Origin of the sequence: Vibrio sp. 1F279, assembly GCF_041439815.1 — a bacterium.
GTDB classification, from domain to species: domain Bacteria; phylum Pseudomonadota; class Gammaproteobacteria; order Enterobacterales; family Vibrionaceae; genus Vibrio; species Vibrio tasmaniensis_A.
This window is the reverse complement of sequence record NZ_JBGOOU010000003.1, coordinates 1-15566: the sequence shown is the minus strand read 5'-3', so window position 1 is coordinate 15566 and position 15566 is coordinate 1. Positions and strand designations below refer to the sequence as shown.

At 45.0% G+C, this 15566-nt stretch carries 13 protein-coding genes; 2 read left to right on the top strand and 11 right to left on the bottom strand.

Going from position 1 to position 15566, the window contains the following annotated elements; translation table 11 throughout:
• Window positions 1–17 precede the first annotated feature (17 nt).
• Complete coding sequence (gene rpsP, locus ACED60_RS03185) at window positions 18–266, bottom strand: 30S ribosomal protein S16 (RefSeq protein ID WP_004735508.1); 249 nt, start codon at window positions 264–266, stop codon at window positions 18–20.
• A gap of 212 nt (window positions 267–478) precedes the next feature.
• Window positions 479–1873, bottom strand: a complete 1395-nt coding sequence (gene ffh, locus ACED60_RS03180) for a signal recognition particle protein (RefSeq protein ID WP_004735506.1) — start codon at window positions 1871–1873, stop codon at window positions 479–481.
• Between the two features lie 200 nt (window positions 1874–2073).
• Between ffh and ACED60_RS03175 the strand changes: the two genes are divergently transcribed.
• Together ACED60_RS03175 and ACED60_RS03170 are read left to right on the top strand one after the other, a co-directional pair.
• Window positions 2074–2868: an inner membrane protein YpjD gene (locus tag ACED60_RS03175; protein WP_065678058.1), complete on the top strand. Its 795-nt coding sequence runs from the start codon at window positions 2074–2076 to the stop codon at window positions 2866–2868.
• A 125-nt stretch (window positions 2869–2993) separates the two neighbouring features.
• Complete coding sequence (locus tag ACED60_RS03170) at window positions 2994–4265, top strand: HlyC/CorC family transporter (RefSeq protein WP_009847611.1); 1272 nt, start codon at window positions 2994–2996, stop codon at window positions 4263–4265.
• Window positions 4266–4588: 323 nt separating this feature from the next.
• Here ACED60_RS03170 and luxS read toward each other — a convergent pair whose 3' ends face one another.
• The 9 genes from luxS to ACED60_RS03125 all read right to left on the bottom strand — a co-directional run bounded on the left by luxS (window position 4589) and on the right by ACED60_RS03125 (window position 15137).
• Entirely contained in the window at window positions 4589–5107 is a 519-nt protein-coding gene (gene luxS / locus ACED60_RS03165; RefSeq protein WP_009847612.1) for an S-ribosylhomocysteine lyase, read from the bottom strand.
• Window positions 5108–5131: 24 nt separating this feature from the next.
• Window positions 5132–5782, bottom strand: coding sequence for a hypothetical protein (locus tag ACED60_RS03160; protein ID WP_371726925.1), 651 nt, complete (start codon window positions 5780–5782; stop codon window positions 5132–5134).
• Between the two features lie 10 nt (window positions 5783–5792).
• Window positions 5793–7361 (bottom strand): glutamate--cysteine ligase, encoded by a 1569-nt coding sequence (gene gshA / locus ACED60_RS03155; RefSeq protein WP_009847614.1) that lies wholly within the window; start codon window positions 7359–7361, stop codon window positions 5793–5795.
• Between the two features lie 99 nt (window positions 7362–7460).
• Entirely contained in the window at window positions 7461–10319 is a 2859-nt protein-coding gene (locus tag ACED60_RS03150; protein ID WP_371726924.1) for a M16 family metallopeptidase, read from the bottom strand.
• A 9-nt stretch (window positions 10320–10328) separates the two neighbouring features.
• Complete coding sequence (locus tag ACED60_RS03145; protein WP_004735497.1) at window positions 10329–10790, bottom strand: YqaA family protein; 462 nt, start codon at window positions 10788–10790, stop codon at window positions 10329–10331.
• A gap of 6 nt (window positions 10791–10796) precedes the next feature.
• Window positions 10797–11750 (bottom strand): NADP-dependent oxidoreductase, encoded by a 954-nt coding sequence (locus tag ACED60_RS03140; protein WP_029223082.1) that lies wholly within the window; start codon window positions 11748–11750, stop codon window positions 10797–10799.
• A gap of 173 nt (window positions 11751–11923) precedes the next feature.
• The gene (locus tag ACED60_RS03135) at window positions 11924–13054 is read right to left on the bottom strand and encodes a sodium ion-translocating decarboxylase subunit beta (RefSeq protein ID WP_009847617.1); all 1131 of its coding nucleotides are present in this window, start codon (window positions 13052–13054) and stop codon (window positions 11924–11926) included.
• A 9-nt stretch (window positions 13055–13063) separates the two neighbouring features.
• Complete coding sequence (gene oadA, locus ACED60_RS03130) at window positions 13064–14848, bottom strand: sodium-extruding oxaloacetate decarboxylase subunit alpha (protein ID WP_041472906.1); 1785 nt, start codon at window positions 14846–14848, stop codon at window positions 13064–13066.
• Window positions 14849–14879: 31 nt separating this feature from the next.
• The gene (locus tag ACED60_RS03125) at window positions 14880–15137 is read right to left on the bottom strand and encodes an oxaloacetate decarboxylase subunit gamma (RefSeq protein WP_004741884.1); all 258 of its coding nucleotides are present in this window, start codon (window positions 15135–15137) and stop codon (window positions 14880–14882) included.
• Window positions 15138–15566 lie beyond the last annotated feature (429 nt).

The window sequence follows — 15566 nt, the reverse complement described above, 5'->3', positions numbered from 1 at the left end:
CTCTTTTTAAAAAAGAATTAAGCCGCTTTTTGAGCGTCTTTAACTAGCTTAGCTACGCGGTCAGATAGAGATGCGCCTTGACCAACCCAGTGGTTAACACGATCTAGGTCTAGACGTAGACCTTCTTCTTGACCTTGAGCAGTAGGGTTAAAGAAACCTACTTTCTCGATGAAACGGCCAGTTACAGAGTTACGGCTATCCGCAACTACGATTTGATAAAATGGGCGCTTCTTTGCACCGTGACGTGCCAAACGAATGGTTACCATGTCGTCCTCTTTGCTTTCTTAATAAAATAATTAACCCCAAGTATAAGTAAATAGCTTGGGGTCTCGTGCCAAATTAAAGCCCCGGAATTTTACTCTTATTCCGGGGCAATGCAAGGGCTTTAGCTATTTTTTCACCAACATAGCCACCGCTCACTTTCTGTGACACGGCTAACACTATGAAAAGTAACGTAGCTAAAGCTTACATTTGTAGATTATCGGCCAAACGGGTTAAAACCACCACCCATTCCGCCCATACCTCCACCGCCGCCCATCATGCCTTGCATGTTGCGCATCATGCCTTTCATTCCACCTTTCTGCATTTTCTTCATCATCTTCTGCATTTGAGTGAACTGTTTAAGCATACGGTTTACATCTTGTACTTGCGTACCAGAACCTGCAGCAATACGCTTTTTGCGTGAGCCTTTGATTAGGTCTGGGCGCTGACGCTCTTTCATTGTCATAGAGTTGATGATCGCTTCCATTTGCTTGAACATCTTGTCATCAACTTTATCTTTAACGTTGTCTGGTAGCTGAGACATGCCTGGAAGCTTATCCATCATGCCCATCATGCCGCCCATGTTTTTCATCTGACCAAGTTGCTCACGGAAGTCTTCAAGGTCAAAGCCTTTCTTCTCTTTGAACTTCTTAGCCAGTTTCTCTGCTTTCTCGGTATCAACGTTTTTCTGTAGGTCTTCAATAAGAGACAGTACGTCGCCCATACCAAGGATACGAGAAGCAACACGATCTGGGTGGAATGGTTCTAGTGCGTCAGTTTTCTCACCAACACCTAAGAATTTAATCGGCTTACCTGTGATGTGACGAACAGACAGTGCAGCACCACCACGCGCGTCACCATCCACTTTCGTTAAGATAACACCGGTTAGTGGTAGCGTATCGCCAAAGGCTTTTGCAGTATTCGCAGCATCTTGACCTGTCATAGCATCAACAACGAACAGCGTCTCTACTGGTTTAATGGCAGTATGAAGCTCTTTGATTTCACCCATCATCTCTTCATCGATAGCCAAACGACCGGCAGTATCGACAATTAGCACGTCGTAGAATTTCTTCTTCGCGTGGTCGATTGCAGCGTTTGCAATATCAAGAGGCTTTTGGTCAGCTGAAGATGGGAAGAAGTCGACACCCACATCGCTTGCTAAGGTTTCAAGCTGTTTGATCGCGGCTGGACGGTAAACGTCGGCAGACACAACCAAAACTTTCTTCTTATCACGCTCAGTCAGGAGCTTAGATAGCTTACCTACCGATGTGGTTTTACCCGCACCTTGTAGACCCGCCATTAAGATAACGGCTGGCGGTTGTGCTGCTAGGTCAAGAGCCTCGTTAGACTCCCCCATCACAGCTTCAAGTTCAGCTTGAACGATCTTAATGAATTCTTGACCCGGTGTGAGAGATTTAGAAACCTCAACACCTACAGCGCCTTCTTTAACGCGCTTAACAAAATCGCGGACAACTGGCAGTGCAACGTCGGCTTCAAGTAGCGCCATACGTACTTCACGCAGCGTCTCTTTAATATTGTCTTCGGTCAGGCGACCTTTACCGCTGATGTTTTTCAGCGTTTTGGATAGACGATCCGTTAAATTATCAAACATAGTTTTCTCTTCGCTCAAAACTGCGACTATTACTGTGAGTATACATTAGCGCGGATTAGAGTCATACCCGTTGTGGAGCGTTAATCATCCACGCATGTGATGTGAGACATTATTCACTTGGAATTGAATGAGGTTCACCATAGCCCCAAAGAGCGATGCGAGGTATAATTCGCCAATTAGTAATCATTTAAATGGATACCATGGACAGTCTTATTGCGATCGCAGCAGCCTTTCTTTATACAATGGCGATTTTCACGATCATTCCAGGTCTCGTGCACCAAACAGGAATCCGTGTAAAAACGGTGTTTATCAGCGCATTACTTGCTTTAGCTTTCCATGCTTGGTTGCTTGGCGATTTAATCTTTAATGCCAGTGGTCAAAACCTCAGTATCTTAAACGTTGCTTCTTTAATCAGTTTAATCATATCTGTGGTCATGAGCGGTGCTATGCTCAAAACACGTTTGTGGTTCATCTTACCTGTTGTTTATAGCTTCGCTGCTCTAAATCTAATGGCTGCCACTTTTCTTCCTAGCACCTTCATCAAACACTTAGAGAATGACCCAAAGCTGTTGCTACACATATCTTTAGCTCTGTTCTCATACGCGACACTTACCATCGGTGCGCTATACGCTATGCAACTCGCGTGGCTAGATCACAAACTTAAAAAGAAAAAAGCCTTAGTGATAAACCCTAACCTACCTCCTTTAATGATGGTGGAAAGACAGCTTTTCAAGATCATTTTAATCGGTAATGGTTTGTTAACAGGTACTTTATTAACTGGACTTATCTTCGTACAAGATATGTTTGCTCAAGGTAAAGCACATAAAGCAGTATTGTCTTTTATAGCTTGGGTTATCTATTCCATCCTTCTTTGGGGTCACTATCAGAAAGGTTGGCGTGGGCAAAAAGTCACATGGTTTGCCCTTGCGGGTGCCACCATGCTCACACTAGCTTACTTCGGTAGCCGCTTCGTTCAGGAAATAATCCTGAATTAGTCTGTATAATGAAGGCAAGCTCTCACACCTTGCCTTTAAAATATTGAGTACGATACATTCAATTGACATCTCGACCATGTTCGGTCATAAATTAATCAAGATACACAACAAGGAAAAGAATAGTTTTGGACGACATATCAACGGGTATCTTATTTGCGCTACTCGCGTGTCTCATTGTAATTTCTGGTTATTTCTCTGGTTCCGAAACGGGCATGATGTCCTTGAACCGCTACCGTTTAAAGCACTTGGCCAATACGGGTCATAAAGGTGCCAAACGTGTAGAAAAACTTCTAAGTCGCCCAGACAGATTGATTGGCCTTATTCTCATTGGCAACAATCTCGTCAATATTCTTGCATCCGCGATCGCGACTATTCTTGGTATGCGTATCTACGGAGATATCGGCGTTGCAATCGCAACCGGAGCCCTGACCCTGGTGATCCTCGTGTTTGCTGAGGTTACACCAAAAACCATTGCTTCTCTTTTCCCTGAACGAGTTTCTTACGCCAGCAGTATTCTATTAATAATACTGATGAAGGTGCTATCTCCATTGGTTATCTTGGTCAACTTTATTACCAATGGCTTCATTCGTATCTTAGGCGTTAAAGCTAACCATGATGCAACCGATCATCTAAGCTCAGAAGAACTCAGAACCGTAGTAAATGAAGCGGGTAGCTTAATACCACAGCGTCACCAAGATATGTTGGTGTCTATTCTCGATTTAGAACACGTCACCGTGAATGACATAATGGTGCCACGTAACGAGATCACCGGCATCGACATCAATGATGATTGGAAATCGATCGTGCGTCAGCTCACTCATTCACCTCATGGTCGCATCGTGTTGTACCGTGATCAGATAGATGAAGTGGTTGGCATGCTGAGGCTACGTGAAGCTTATCGCTTGATGCTCGAAAAGAACGAATTCAATAAAGAGACACTGCTGCGTGCTGCAGATGAGATCTACTTTATTCCGGAAGCGACACCGCTTAACACCCAACTGCTTAAATTCCAACGCAACAAACAGCGTATCGGTTTGATTGTTGATGAGTATGGCGATATTAACGGTTTGGTTACCCTCGAAGATATTCTCGAAGAGATCGTGGGCGAATTTACGACTTCAATCGCACCAAGTTTATCTGAAGAGATTACACCGCAAAGCGATGGTAGCTTCTTGATTGAAGGCAGCGCTAATATCCGAGATATCAACAAAGGTTTGCAGTGGGCACTACCTACCGATGGACCAAGAACACTTAATGGTTTGATACTGGAGCATCTTGAAGATATTCCAGAGAGTCACCTGAGTGTTCAGGTTGCCAGCCATCCAATGGAAATTGTTGAGCTCGAAGAGAATCGCATTAAGCTTGTGCGTGTGTTTCCGCAGATCGTAAACGGATAGAGGCGACTCATTAGATGAGAGTAATACCAATCACAGTAAGTAAGTGATCAAAAATAGCGTAGGGAAAAGGCTTGAGAACAAGGCAGAATTTTTCGATAAGTAGTTATTCTACAATCAAAAATTCTAACGCAGTTATCGAGCGTTTTAGCAAGCTAGGGTGACCAGTTATTTACTACGATTGGTATAACCAACTGAGTTACCAACTAAGTCCTTCTACAATAAAAGGCCCGGTTCATTGAACCGGGCCTTTTAGTATCTAACTCGCTCTGCCTCTAGATTGAAATGTATCTAGAGTGAAGCGCATCTAAAGTAAAGAAAAGTGATTAGTCGATTTTAAGCTCTTGAAGCATCGACTCTGGCAATGCCAGTTCATCATTTTTGTTTACTGAAATACCGGTAGCGATGATTGCATTCGCAATCTCTTTAGCTTCATCTAAGGAATGCATTGCCGCAGTACCACACTGGTATTCGTTCAACTCAGGAATCTTATTCTGGTTCTCAACTTTCAGTACGTCTTGCATAGCCGCTAACCAAGCTTCAGCCACTTGCTGCTCTGAAGGCGTACCAATCAAGCTCATATAGAAACCGGTACGACAACCCATAGGCGAAATATCAATGATCTCAACCGCAGAGCCATTGAGGTGAGCACGCATGAACCCAGCGTATAGGTGCTCGAGAGTATGAATACCTCTCTCAGATAGGATATCTTTGTTTGGCGCAGTAAAACGCAGGTCAAATACCGTAATGGTATCCCCTTTTGGGGTTTGCATTGTTTTAGCAACACGAACTGCAGGTGCGTTCATGCGCGTGTGATCAACAGTAAAACTATCTAATAAAGGCATTGCTATTCTCCATGACGATTGGCTTTAAAAAAACCAACTTCGATTGTCTTCTAGTTCTTTTCGGCACTGTTTAAGTTGCCATCCATAATCTTTTGCTTGCTGTTCGACTTTGCTAGCCACCTTAATCAACGATGGTTTGCTGTTGTATGATTTGCGCTTATAGCCACCACGGCCTTCATGATAAGCCAGATATTGGTTATACGGGTCCCATAATGAGATCCCTAACTGACGGCGCGTCTCGCTGGTGTACCAACCAATGAACATCAATGCATCATCAAAATTGGTTCTCGAACCACCATTATTGGTCGCTTTTTGAAAGTCTTCCCAAGCAGGGTCTTGAGCTTGTGCATAGCCGTAGGCACTACTGACTCTTCCCCACGGTATAAAGCCAAGAATATAATCTTTTGGTGGACGCGCATCATGTCGAAAGCTGCTCTCTTGTTTAACAAAAGCCATCGCGACGTTAATCGGTGTGCCCCACTCATCTTGCATATCGACCGCATCTTCATACCAAGAAGGGTGCTCTCTGAAGATGCTGCATATATTATTTTGCTGCTTAGGAGGAGGCGTCGCACATCCAACCAATAGGCTAGAGACAATACCAACAGTCACAACAGGTAACCATTTTCCACCCACATGAGTAGACTGACCTAATAAGGTTTGCTTCCTTTCCACCAAAGTCTCGCTATGCTTTTAAATATGAAAAATAGTCCGTTAAGAAACTATCAAAGTCTTGAGTGCTCGCTTCTTCACTTTGCTGTTGAGCAATGACAGAGCGTTGAACTTCCGCTTCCATTAACTCAGCAGAATAAACTTTATATTGGTGTGCCTTGTGTTGTTGAGCATACGTTTTTCCTAACGCACAACCCACTTTACCCAAACCACCCAATTTCTTGGTCTCTTCTAATAACTGGCCAGAAATGGTCAACTCTGGGTTATCAATCCAGGCTTCAAGCGTATCGCACGTTTCTTGGTATGCACGACCACCTTGCTCAGCATCCATCAACTCAGCGATAACTCGAAGATCTTTGAATACATTTTTAGCCCAGTCTTGCAGAGACAGTCTTTCTCCATCACAACCAATCTTGAGCTCTAAACCAACCTGACGACCTTCTAAGATCACCTTGTTCCAGTTATCGCGCCAGCATTCAAGTTCGCAGTTATCCATCTCAGCAGAGTCTGATAACACGCTCCACGTTAGGAATAAATCTAAGAAGCGAACTTGCTGTTCATTGATACCAATTGAACTGAATGGGTTTACGTCTAAAGAGCGAACCTCGATGTACTCAACGCCAGCACGAGCCAGTGCTTCAGATGGTTTCTCACCACTTTTCGCCACACGCTTAGGACGGATTGGAGCATAAAGCTCATTCTCAATTTGCAGTACGTTGCTATTTAGTTGACGGTATTCCCCATCAACCTTAGTGCCAATCTCAGCGAATTCTTCTGATGGTGTGCGAATCGCTTGATTCAAACCTTCAAGGTATTGGTCTAGGCTGTTGAAGCCAATCTTCAGTACACTTTGCGCGCTGTTGGTGTAACCAAGGTCACTTAAGCGCAATGCCGTTGCTTTGGGTAGATACAGTGTTTCTCCAACCTTTTCAAAAGGTAGGTTGGTTTCTCTTCCTTTGATAAAAGAAGAACATAGCGCAGGTGAAGCACCGAAGAAGTATGGGATTAACCAACCAAAGCGGTAGTAATTACGAATCAAACCGAAGTACGCATCTGATTTAGCTTCGCAACGCGCTTCTTCGGTTTGCTCTCCAAACAGACTGTCCCAAAAGCTTTCTGGGAAAGAGAAGTTGAAGTGAACACCCGAAATAATCTGCATCAGACTACCGTAGCGACGCTTTAGGCCTTCACGATATAGCGTCTTCATCTTACCGTTGTTAGAAGTACCGTATTGCGCAAGCTGAATGTAATCTTCACTCCCCACATAACAAGGCATAGAGAGTGGCCACAGCTTTTCGCCGTCTAACTTGGTTTGAGTGAAGTGATGGATATCAGACAACTGATTCAAAAGCGTCGGAACGTCGTTAGAAACAGGCGTGATAAACTCCAGTAGCGACTCAGAGAAATCGGTCGTTACCCATTCGTTCATCAACGCAGATCCTAAAGCCTTAGGGTGCGGCCCAGTAGCAAGATGCCCATCTTCCGTGTAGCGCAATGTTTCCCTTTCAACACCACGACCAAATTGAGAGAAGGTCTTAGGGTTGGTTGCAACTTGCTTTAGTCGCGCAGCAAAATCAGTCAAAATTCTGTTCACTTATCTTATATTGTTCTTATTAGAACTATCATAAATTAGGTTGGAGGAGAAAAGTAGAATCTCTTCCCTCCCCCTTTAATGTGTACTCTAACGAATGATTTCAAGCTCTTCTATTGGAATATCTAACTTTTCTAATTGAGGGCGCAGCGAAGTCGCGTCACCAACAACAATTATTTGATAATCATTCGGGTCAAACCATTTCTTCGAGAGCTCATTTAAAGTCTCTTTTGAAACCGTTTCTACTATCTGGTTGCGCTGCTGTAGGTAGTCTTCATCAAGGCTCAGCGTAACAATATTACTCAACAATCCAGCCTTTTGACTTGGTGTTTCGTATTTAAGCGCATCTTGTTGACCGACGGCAAGGCGCATAAATTTCACCTCTTCGTCAGTTAATCCACTCTGACTAAATTCATTTAGCTCAGCAATAAACTCTTGAATCGATGGAACCGTCGCATTGGCTCTAACTTGAGCACTAAACACTACCGCACCAGTTTCACGCGTACTCGCAAAGTAACCGCTTGCACCGTAAGTGTAGGCCTTGTCTTCACGCAGGTTCTGGTTGATACGGCTATTGAAGTTACCGGCTAAATTAAAGTTAGCCAATTGACTTAAATACAATTCACCGGTCGCATCAAACGGTAACCCTTTACGAACTAAGCGTACAATACTTTGTGGTGCTCCCGGCTTATCCACTAAGTACAAGTTCTGCCCCGAAAGCTCCTTGATGATCTGTGGACGAGTGAGTGGTGCAGCGTCACCTTGCCATTCTTCAAAGAACTGAAGCTGCTTTCCAACCTCTTCCTTCGAGATGTCCCCTACAATAACAACATTAGCTCCCTCAGGAGTATAGTGCTGACTGTAAAACAGTTTTACATCGTCTAGAGTTAACGATTCTAGAGAGTCCTTGGTGCCATCACTCGCTCGACCAAAAATACTGCTACCGAACAACACTTCTCGGGTTGCTTGAGAAGCCATCCAGCTCGGTTGTTGATGCTGGTAGACTACGCCTTCTAACATCTGACTCTTAACGCGTTCGAAATCTTGAACATCAAACTTAGGCTCAAATAGAACTTCTTGCACGATCGCTAAGGTTTGAGGCAGGTTTTTCTCTAACGTCGAGACTGAAATGTCTGTGGTATAGCTGCCAGCACTAATGCTAACGCTACTACCAAGCTTATCTAAGGTGGCCTGTAACTCTTCAACCGTTCGTTTAGTCGAACCTTCTTCCATCATCGATGCTGTTAGGTTCGCCAAACCCTCTTGACCTTTACCAACATAGCGCTCACCCGCAGGGAGTTGAATTTGTAGCTGCACTGTCGGCGTTTCGCTAGTCACAGTACCAATCAAGTCAGTACCATTTGCAAAATGCATGCGATACAGCTCAGGCATGGTCGCTTCAACACCAAAGTTCACTTCTGGCATCACGCTGCGATCAAATGTGTTCGGTGCCTTTCTGAAATCCAATTGTTCTTCTGTCACTTTGCTGTATTCAGGAAGGGTACGAGCAGGAGTGCTAAATGTAGCCTCACGAACCGCTAAGTCGAGTTTTTTCTTAGGAACCACACTCAAGGTAACCTTGTGCTTACCTTCGATAAAACCTTGATACGCCTTGCTTACGCTTTCAGGGGTAACAGCTCGGATTTGATCGAGTTGTGATTCAATACGATCAGGCTGGCCATAGAAGGTTTGATTTGAAGCGAGCTGTGAAACCTTGCCTCTAACACTTTGCAGTGCAAACACCGCATTCGCTTCAGCCATGCCGGTAATTTGATCTAGACGATCTTGTTCCACACCGCCTTTCGAAAATTGTTCTAGGGTTTCCATCAGTTCTCTATTAAGAACCGTCAAATCCCCCTTTTCACCTGAGTCACCCATCGCATAGACATACATAGTACAAGCGAGCTCAGCACAATCGTGGAAAGAGCCTGCACTCACCGCTTTTTGCGTTTTTACGAGGTTTTGGTACAGATAACTGTTGGTCCCTGAACCTAACACGTTAGACAGCGCATTCAGTGAAGCTTGCGTATCTTCACCGCGGTAGGTTGTTGGCCAACCAACAAGCACCATCGGCTGACGAACGTTGTCTTCTAAGGTGATGTACTTATCTTCTGCTAGAACAGCTGGTTGCTTCTCAGCAGCCTTAACTTCCGGACCTTGAGGGATTGGGCCAAAGTACTGATTAACCCACTCTAGCGTGTCATCAACGTCGATATCACCACCGATAGTCAGTACCGCATTATTTGGGCCGTACCAACGTAGGAAGAACGCCTTAAGGTCATTCACATCAACACGGTCTAGATCTTCCACATAACCGATTGGTTGCCATGAGTAAGGATGACCTTCAGGGTAAAGTGCTTCACCCATGCGTTCCCACATCAAGCCGTAAGGACGGTTTTCGTAGCTTTGAGCTCGCTCGTTCTTAACCGTGCTTCTTTGAACTTCAAATTTCTTCTGAGAAACCGCATCCAACAAGAAGCCCATGCGGTCTGATTCCAGCCACAGCATTTTCTCAAGTTGGTTAGATGGAACGGTTTCAAAGTAGTTAGTACGATCACGGTTAGTGGTGCCGTTTAACGAGCCACCCGCTTCGGTAATGATCTTAAAGTGCTGCTGGTCACCGACGTTCTCAGAGCCTTGGAACATCATGTGTTCGAAGAAATGAGCAAAGCCCGACTTGCCTATTTCCTCACGAGCTGAGCCGACATGATAGGTCACATCCACATGCACAAGAGGATCAGAATCATCAGGGGAAAGAATAACTGTCAGGCCGTTTTCAAGCTGATATTTGGTGTAAGGGATCACCACTTTATCTTTAGAAGGCTTAACCTCTTCTAACAGAGTGACACCTTCTGGTAACGAGGAAAAGAAGGGTGTTGAGCTAGGTACATTGTAAGAACAGCCTGCAATGGCGATAAGAGAAAATGTACCAAGTAAAACCTTTTTCATAGGTTCTCCTTAGAAAAAACCGAAGTAGATAGCAGCAAGTAAGCTGTAGCGAGCGGCTTTGCCAATCGCTATCAAAATAACGCTAGGAATAAATTTCATTCTTAACCAACCCGCGGCTAAGCACAAAGGGTCACCAATGATCGGCAACCAACTGAATAACAGTGTCCAATAGCCATAGCGGCTCAGCCAAGCCATAGCCTTATGACCATGCTTTTCAGATTGAGTTCGATTAGGCAGCCACAAACCAATCCAATAGTTGGTCAGCCCGCCTAAAGTATTACCGAGTGTCGCCAGAAGAATGATTGATGATGTTGAGAACTGATCTAAGCTCAATGCTGCCACAAGGCTTGCTTCTGAGCCCCCTGGTAACAATGTGGCACTCAAGAAGCCACTAATGAAGAGCACCCACAGCGCCGAGTCAGAAAACCACAACGCTATGTTTTCAAAAAGAGAATTAAAGAACTCTAGCACTGCATATTAACCTTCTTGCATTTTAAGTAGTACCTTGCCTCTGGTGTGTCCGGTTTCTACTTGTAGATGCGCCGACTGTGCTTCATCTAACGGGTAGATAGTTTGAATTTCTGTTTTGAGCAATCCTACGCTAACCATGTAAAGCATAGTGTCCATTTGCTCTGGATTTGGCTCAACGAGCATACCTGAAGCAGTGAAACCCAATAATGTCGCTTTCTCGCAAATTAATTCAGCAGACAGCGTAGGCACTGTTACCACTCTCGCACCATCTTTCAAACACTTCAACGCATCAAGCGCGGTATCACCACCCACTAAATCAATCAGTACATCAACATCAGAGACTCTTTCCGATGCTGGCGCAAATTGATAGTTAATAGCATGAGCGCCTAACGTAGCAAGGTAATCAAGGTTGGCTTCGCTGCAGGTCGTGTAAACCTCAGCTTTTGCAGCCACTGCGATTTGAACCGCAAGATGACCAACGCCGCCGGCGCCCGCTAAGATGAGTACGCGATCGCCCTCTTTCACTTCCGCTTTGTTAAGCGCTTGTGCTGCGGTTTGGCTAGCGAGTGGTAAAGCTGCAGCCGCTTCTAACGCAACCGAGTCTGGGACCATACTTAATGCGACTTCTGGAACACACACATACTGGCTATAACCGCCACCTTGCAGTGGAAAACCAATAAAGCCAGCTACGTTATCACCAACAGTAAAACGCTCTGCCTGTTCGCCTAGCGTGACAATTTGCCCTGAAATATCGTAACCAGGAACCCAAGGAAGGTTGTCTTTGTTTTGTGCTGCCGCCCAACCAAGGCCTGCACGGGTTTTCACATCAATAGGATTAATGCCTGAAAAGGAAACTTTAACCACCACTTCTCCGGCCTTTGGCTCAGGAATAGCACTGGTTTGAATACTAAGGTTTTCGACGCCGCCGAATTGAGTAATCGCAATCTGTTTATTTTCCATTTCCACATTTCCTTGATTGATAGAAGCCCTGATGAGTAAGCACCCTAATTAACAAAAAGAAAGGGATGCGAAAGCATCCCTTTGACTATAAACCATTTAATAAGGCGAAGTTAACCGCTCATGCGTAAATTGACGGCCAATTAACGTAACGAGCAGCATAACCAAGTAACTCATTAACCTACGAGAGCTAATAGGATACCCGCTGCAACGGCACTACCAAGTACACCCGCTACGTTCGGACCCATCGCATGCATCAACAGGAAGTTCTGAGGATTTGCCTCAAGTCCAACCTTATTCACAACACGAGCCGCCATCGGAACCGCTGATACACCAGCTGCGCCAATCAGTGGGTTAATGTCTTCTTTCGAGAAGCGGTTCAGCAGCTTCGCCATCAATACACCACCAGCCGTACCAATACTAAACGCCACCGCACCTAAACCTAAAATACCTAGCGTCTCTAAATTCAAGAAAGTATCTGCTTGAAGCTTAGAGCCAACACCTAGGCCAAGGAAAATAGTCACAACGTTAATCAGTTCGTTTTGGGCTGTTTTTGAAAGACGATCAACCACACCCGCTTCACGCATTAAGTTACCCAAACAGAACATACCTACTAGAGGGGTTGCTGAAGGTAGGAACAAAATCGTCATCAGCAGTACAGCTAGCGGGAAAAGGATCTTCTCAGCTTTGCTTACATGACGAAGTTGAGCCATCTTAATTTGGCGCTCTTCAGGAGACGTTAACGCTTTCATGATTGGTGGCTGAATAATAGGAACTAAAGCCATGTAGCTATACGCCGCTACCGCAATCGCACCTAATAGATCAGGAGATAGCTTGCTCGCCAAAAAGATCGCGGTTGGGCCATCGGCACCACCAATGATCGCAATTGACGAAGCATCTGCCATTGAGAACTCCATTCCTGGTACATAGTTCAGCAAGATCGCGCCAAATAGCGTTGCGAATATACCAAACTGAGCAGCAGCCCCGAGCCACAGTGTTTTAGGGTTAGCAATCAACGCACCAAAGTCCGTCATAGCTCCAACACCCATAAAGATCAGCAGTGGAAAAATGCCAGTTTCAATACCAATGTAGTAAACGTAGTAAAGCAAACCGCCGGGATCCGTGAATCCAGCATTTGGAATATTGGCTAATACAGCACCAAAACCAATAGGTAACAGCAGTAAAGGTTCAAACCCTTTGCGAATTGCCAAAAACAACAGTGAGCAACCAACCAACATCATACAGATCTGGCCGAACTCAAAGTTAGCAATCCCTGTTTCAGACCATAAGGTCATCAATCCTTCCATGGTACTCCCTTACGCTAAGCTTAGTAGTGGAGCGCCTACAGTAACTGCATCGCCTTCTTTAACATTCAATTCTTGAACGATACCACTGCGAGCAGCTCGTACTTCCGTTTCCATTTTCATCGCTTCTAGGATCAGCAGAACATCACCTTCGGCCACTTCAGCACCCGCCTGAACGATGACTTTAAAGATGTTGCCGGCTAATGGAGCAGGAACCGCTTCTGCATCAGAAGCCGCAGCAGGTGCTGCTTGAGCCGCTTGTGCTGGTTTCGCTGATGGAGATACCGATGTCAGTTCACCTTGTGGGCCAACTTCAACATCATAAACTTGACCATCGACCTTCACGCTGTAGCTCTCAATGCCGCCAGCAGCAGGTTGTGGTGCAGCCGCAACAGGAGTTGCAGCTTCAGCCGTTGGTACAGGTTCAAACGCTTCAGGGTTGTGACGATTTTTAAGGAACTTAAGACCCACTTGTGGGAATAGTGCGTACGTCAGTACATCATCAACGGTATCTTCAGCGAGTGAAATACCATCTGATTTCGCTTTTTCTAAAAGGTCAGTCGTTAACGTATCCATTTCAGACTTAAGTAAATCAGCAGGACGACACGTGATTGGCTCAGCACCATCTAACACTTTCGCTTGCAGTTCAGCATCAACCTCAGCAGGAGCTTGACCGTATTCGCCTTTCAGTAGACCCGCAGTCTCTTTAGTGATGCTCTTGTAGCGCTCACCCGTTAGAACATTGATAACCGCTTGAGTACCGACAATCTGAGAAGTAGGTGTTACCAAAGGAATGTAACCCAACTCTTTACGTACGCGTGGGATCTCTTCTAGAACTTCATCCATGCGATCGGCAGCGCCTTGCTCTTTAAGCTGGCCTTCCATGTTGGTTAACATGCCGCCAGGAACTTGAGCGATCAAGATTCGAGAATCGACACCTTTTAGCTGGCCTTCCCATTTCGCATACTTTTTACGTACATCACGGAAGTAAGCCGCGATTGGTTCGATTTGGTCTAGTTTGAGATTCGTGTCGCGCTCTGTGCCTTCTAGCATAGCAACAACCGTTTCGGTTGGTGTATGGCCGTAAGTACAGCTCATAGAAGAGATTGCGGTGTCTAGAATATCAATACCCGCTTCAACAGCTTTAACGGCTGTAGCGGTTGATAGACCCGTTGTCGCGTGGCTATGCAGCGCTAGAGGCACATCACAAGACGCTTTGATGCGAGTGATTAGCTCTTCCGCTTCATAAGGCTTTAATAAACCTGACATGTCTTTGATGCATAGTGAATGACAACCTAGATCCTCTAGGCGCTTAGCCAAATCAACCCACGTATCTGAGTTGTGAACCGGACTGGTTGTGTAAGACAACGTACCTTGAGCGTGGCCGCCAACATCAATCGTTGCTTTCACTGCGGTTTCAAAGTTACGTACGTCATTCATCGCATCAAAAATACGGAATACGTCCATGCCGTTACTATGGGCACGTTCAACAAACTTTTCTACTACATCATCCGCGTAGTGACGGTAACCCAATAAATTTTGACCACGCAGTAGCATCTGCATTGGTGTGTTGGGCATCGCTTTTTTCAGCTCTCGTAAACGTTCCCACGGATCTTCTCCAAGAAAACGGATGCACGAATCAAACGTTGCGCCGCCCCAAGTCTCAAGTGACCAGTAACCGACTTTATCCAGTTCTGCCGCAATTGGCAGCATATCTTCGATACGCATACGAGTAGCAAATAGTGACTGGTGCGCGTCACGAAGTACCACATCTGTGATAGCTAGTGGTTTAGACATGCTCATAAACTCCTTTTTAATCCTTTAAATGCTACTTAGCAGTAGACGCACGGTATTGATGAACCGCGGCCGAAATTGCTGCCACTACCTGTGGACTAACAGCTGAAGGGTTTGATTGTGATTTTTGAATTTTTTTAGGTGCTGCGATCGGCTCCGGTACTTCTTCTGGTACCAGTTTTGACATCAACCGAACGAGGTAAACTAGAATAGTTAAGAAAATAAAGACAACGGACATCCCCGTTATCATTAGAGTCGCCGCATCTCCTAGCAGGCTTCCAATATTAGTCATGTTGCTTCCTTTCTTCGTCATCCTGACATACGTACAGGATTTCAGCGAATAGTGATCCCGACCCATGGATTATCTCGATTGGTAAAAGTTTGTCAATTTTGTTTAAGGTTCTGTTACGGATAACGCACACATAAGGTTAATTATTCGCCTATCAGATCACATAAATCTGTCAAATGAGTCATTTTTAGATATTTAAACTGTGACTTAAACGGGGCTTTTCTGAGAATTGATATGAGAAAGGTAGAATAACAAAGAAGCAATCAAGAATTACTTTAAATACAACAAGTTAAAAACATCACAAATTTAACATTGTTGCAACAAATTTATAACGAACATAAAAAAAGCCTCGTAAAAACGAGGCTTTCTCTAATAATGTGGTGCGCCCTGGAGGATTCGAACCTCCGACCGCCTGGTTCGTAGCCAGGTACT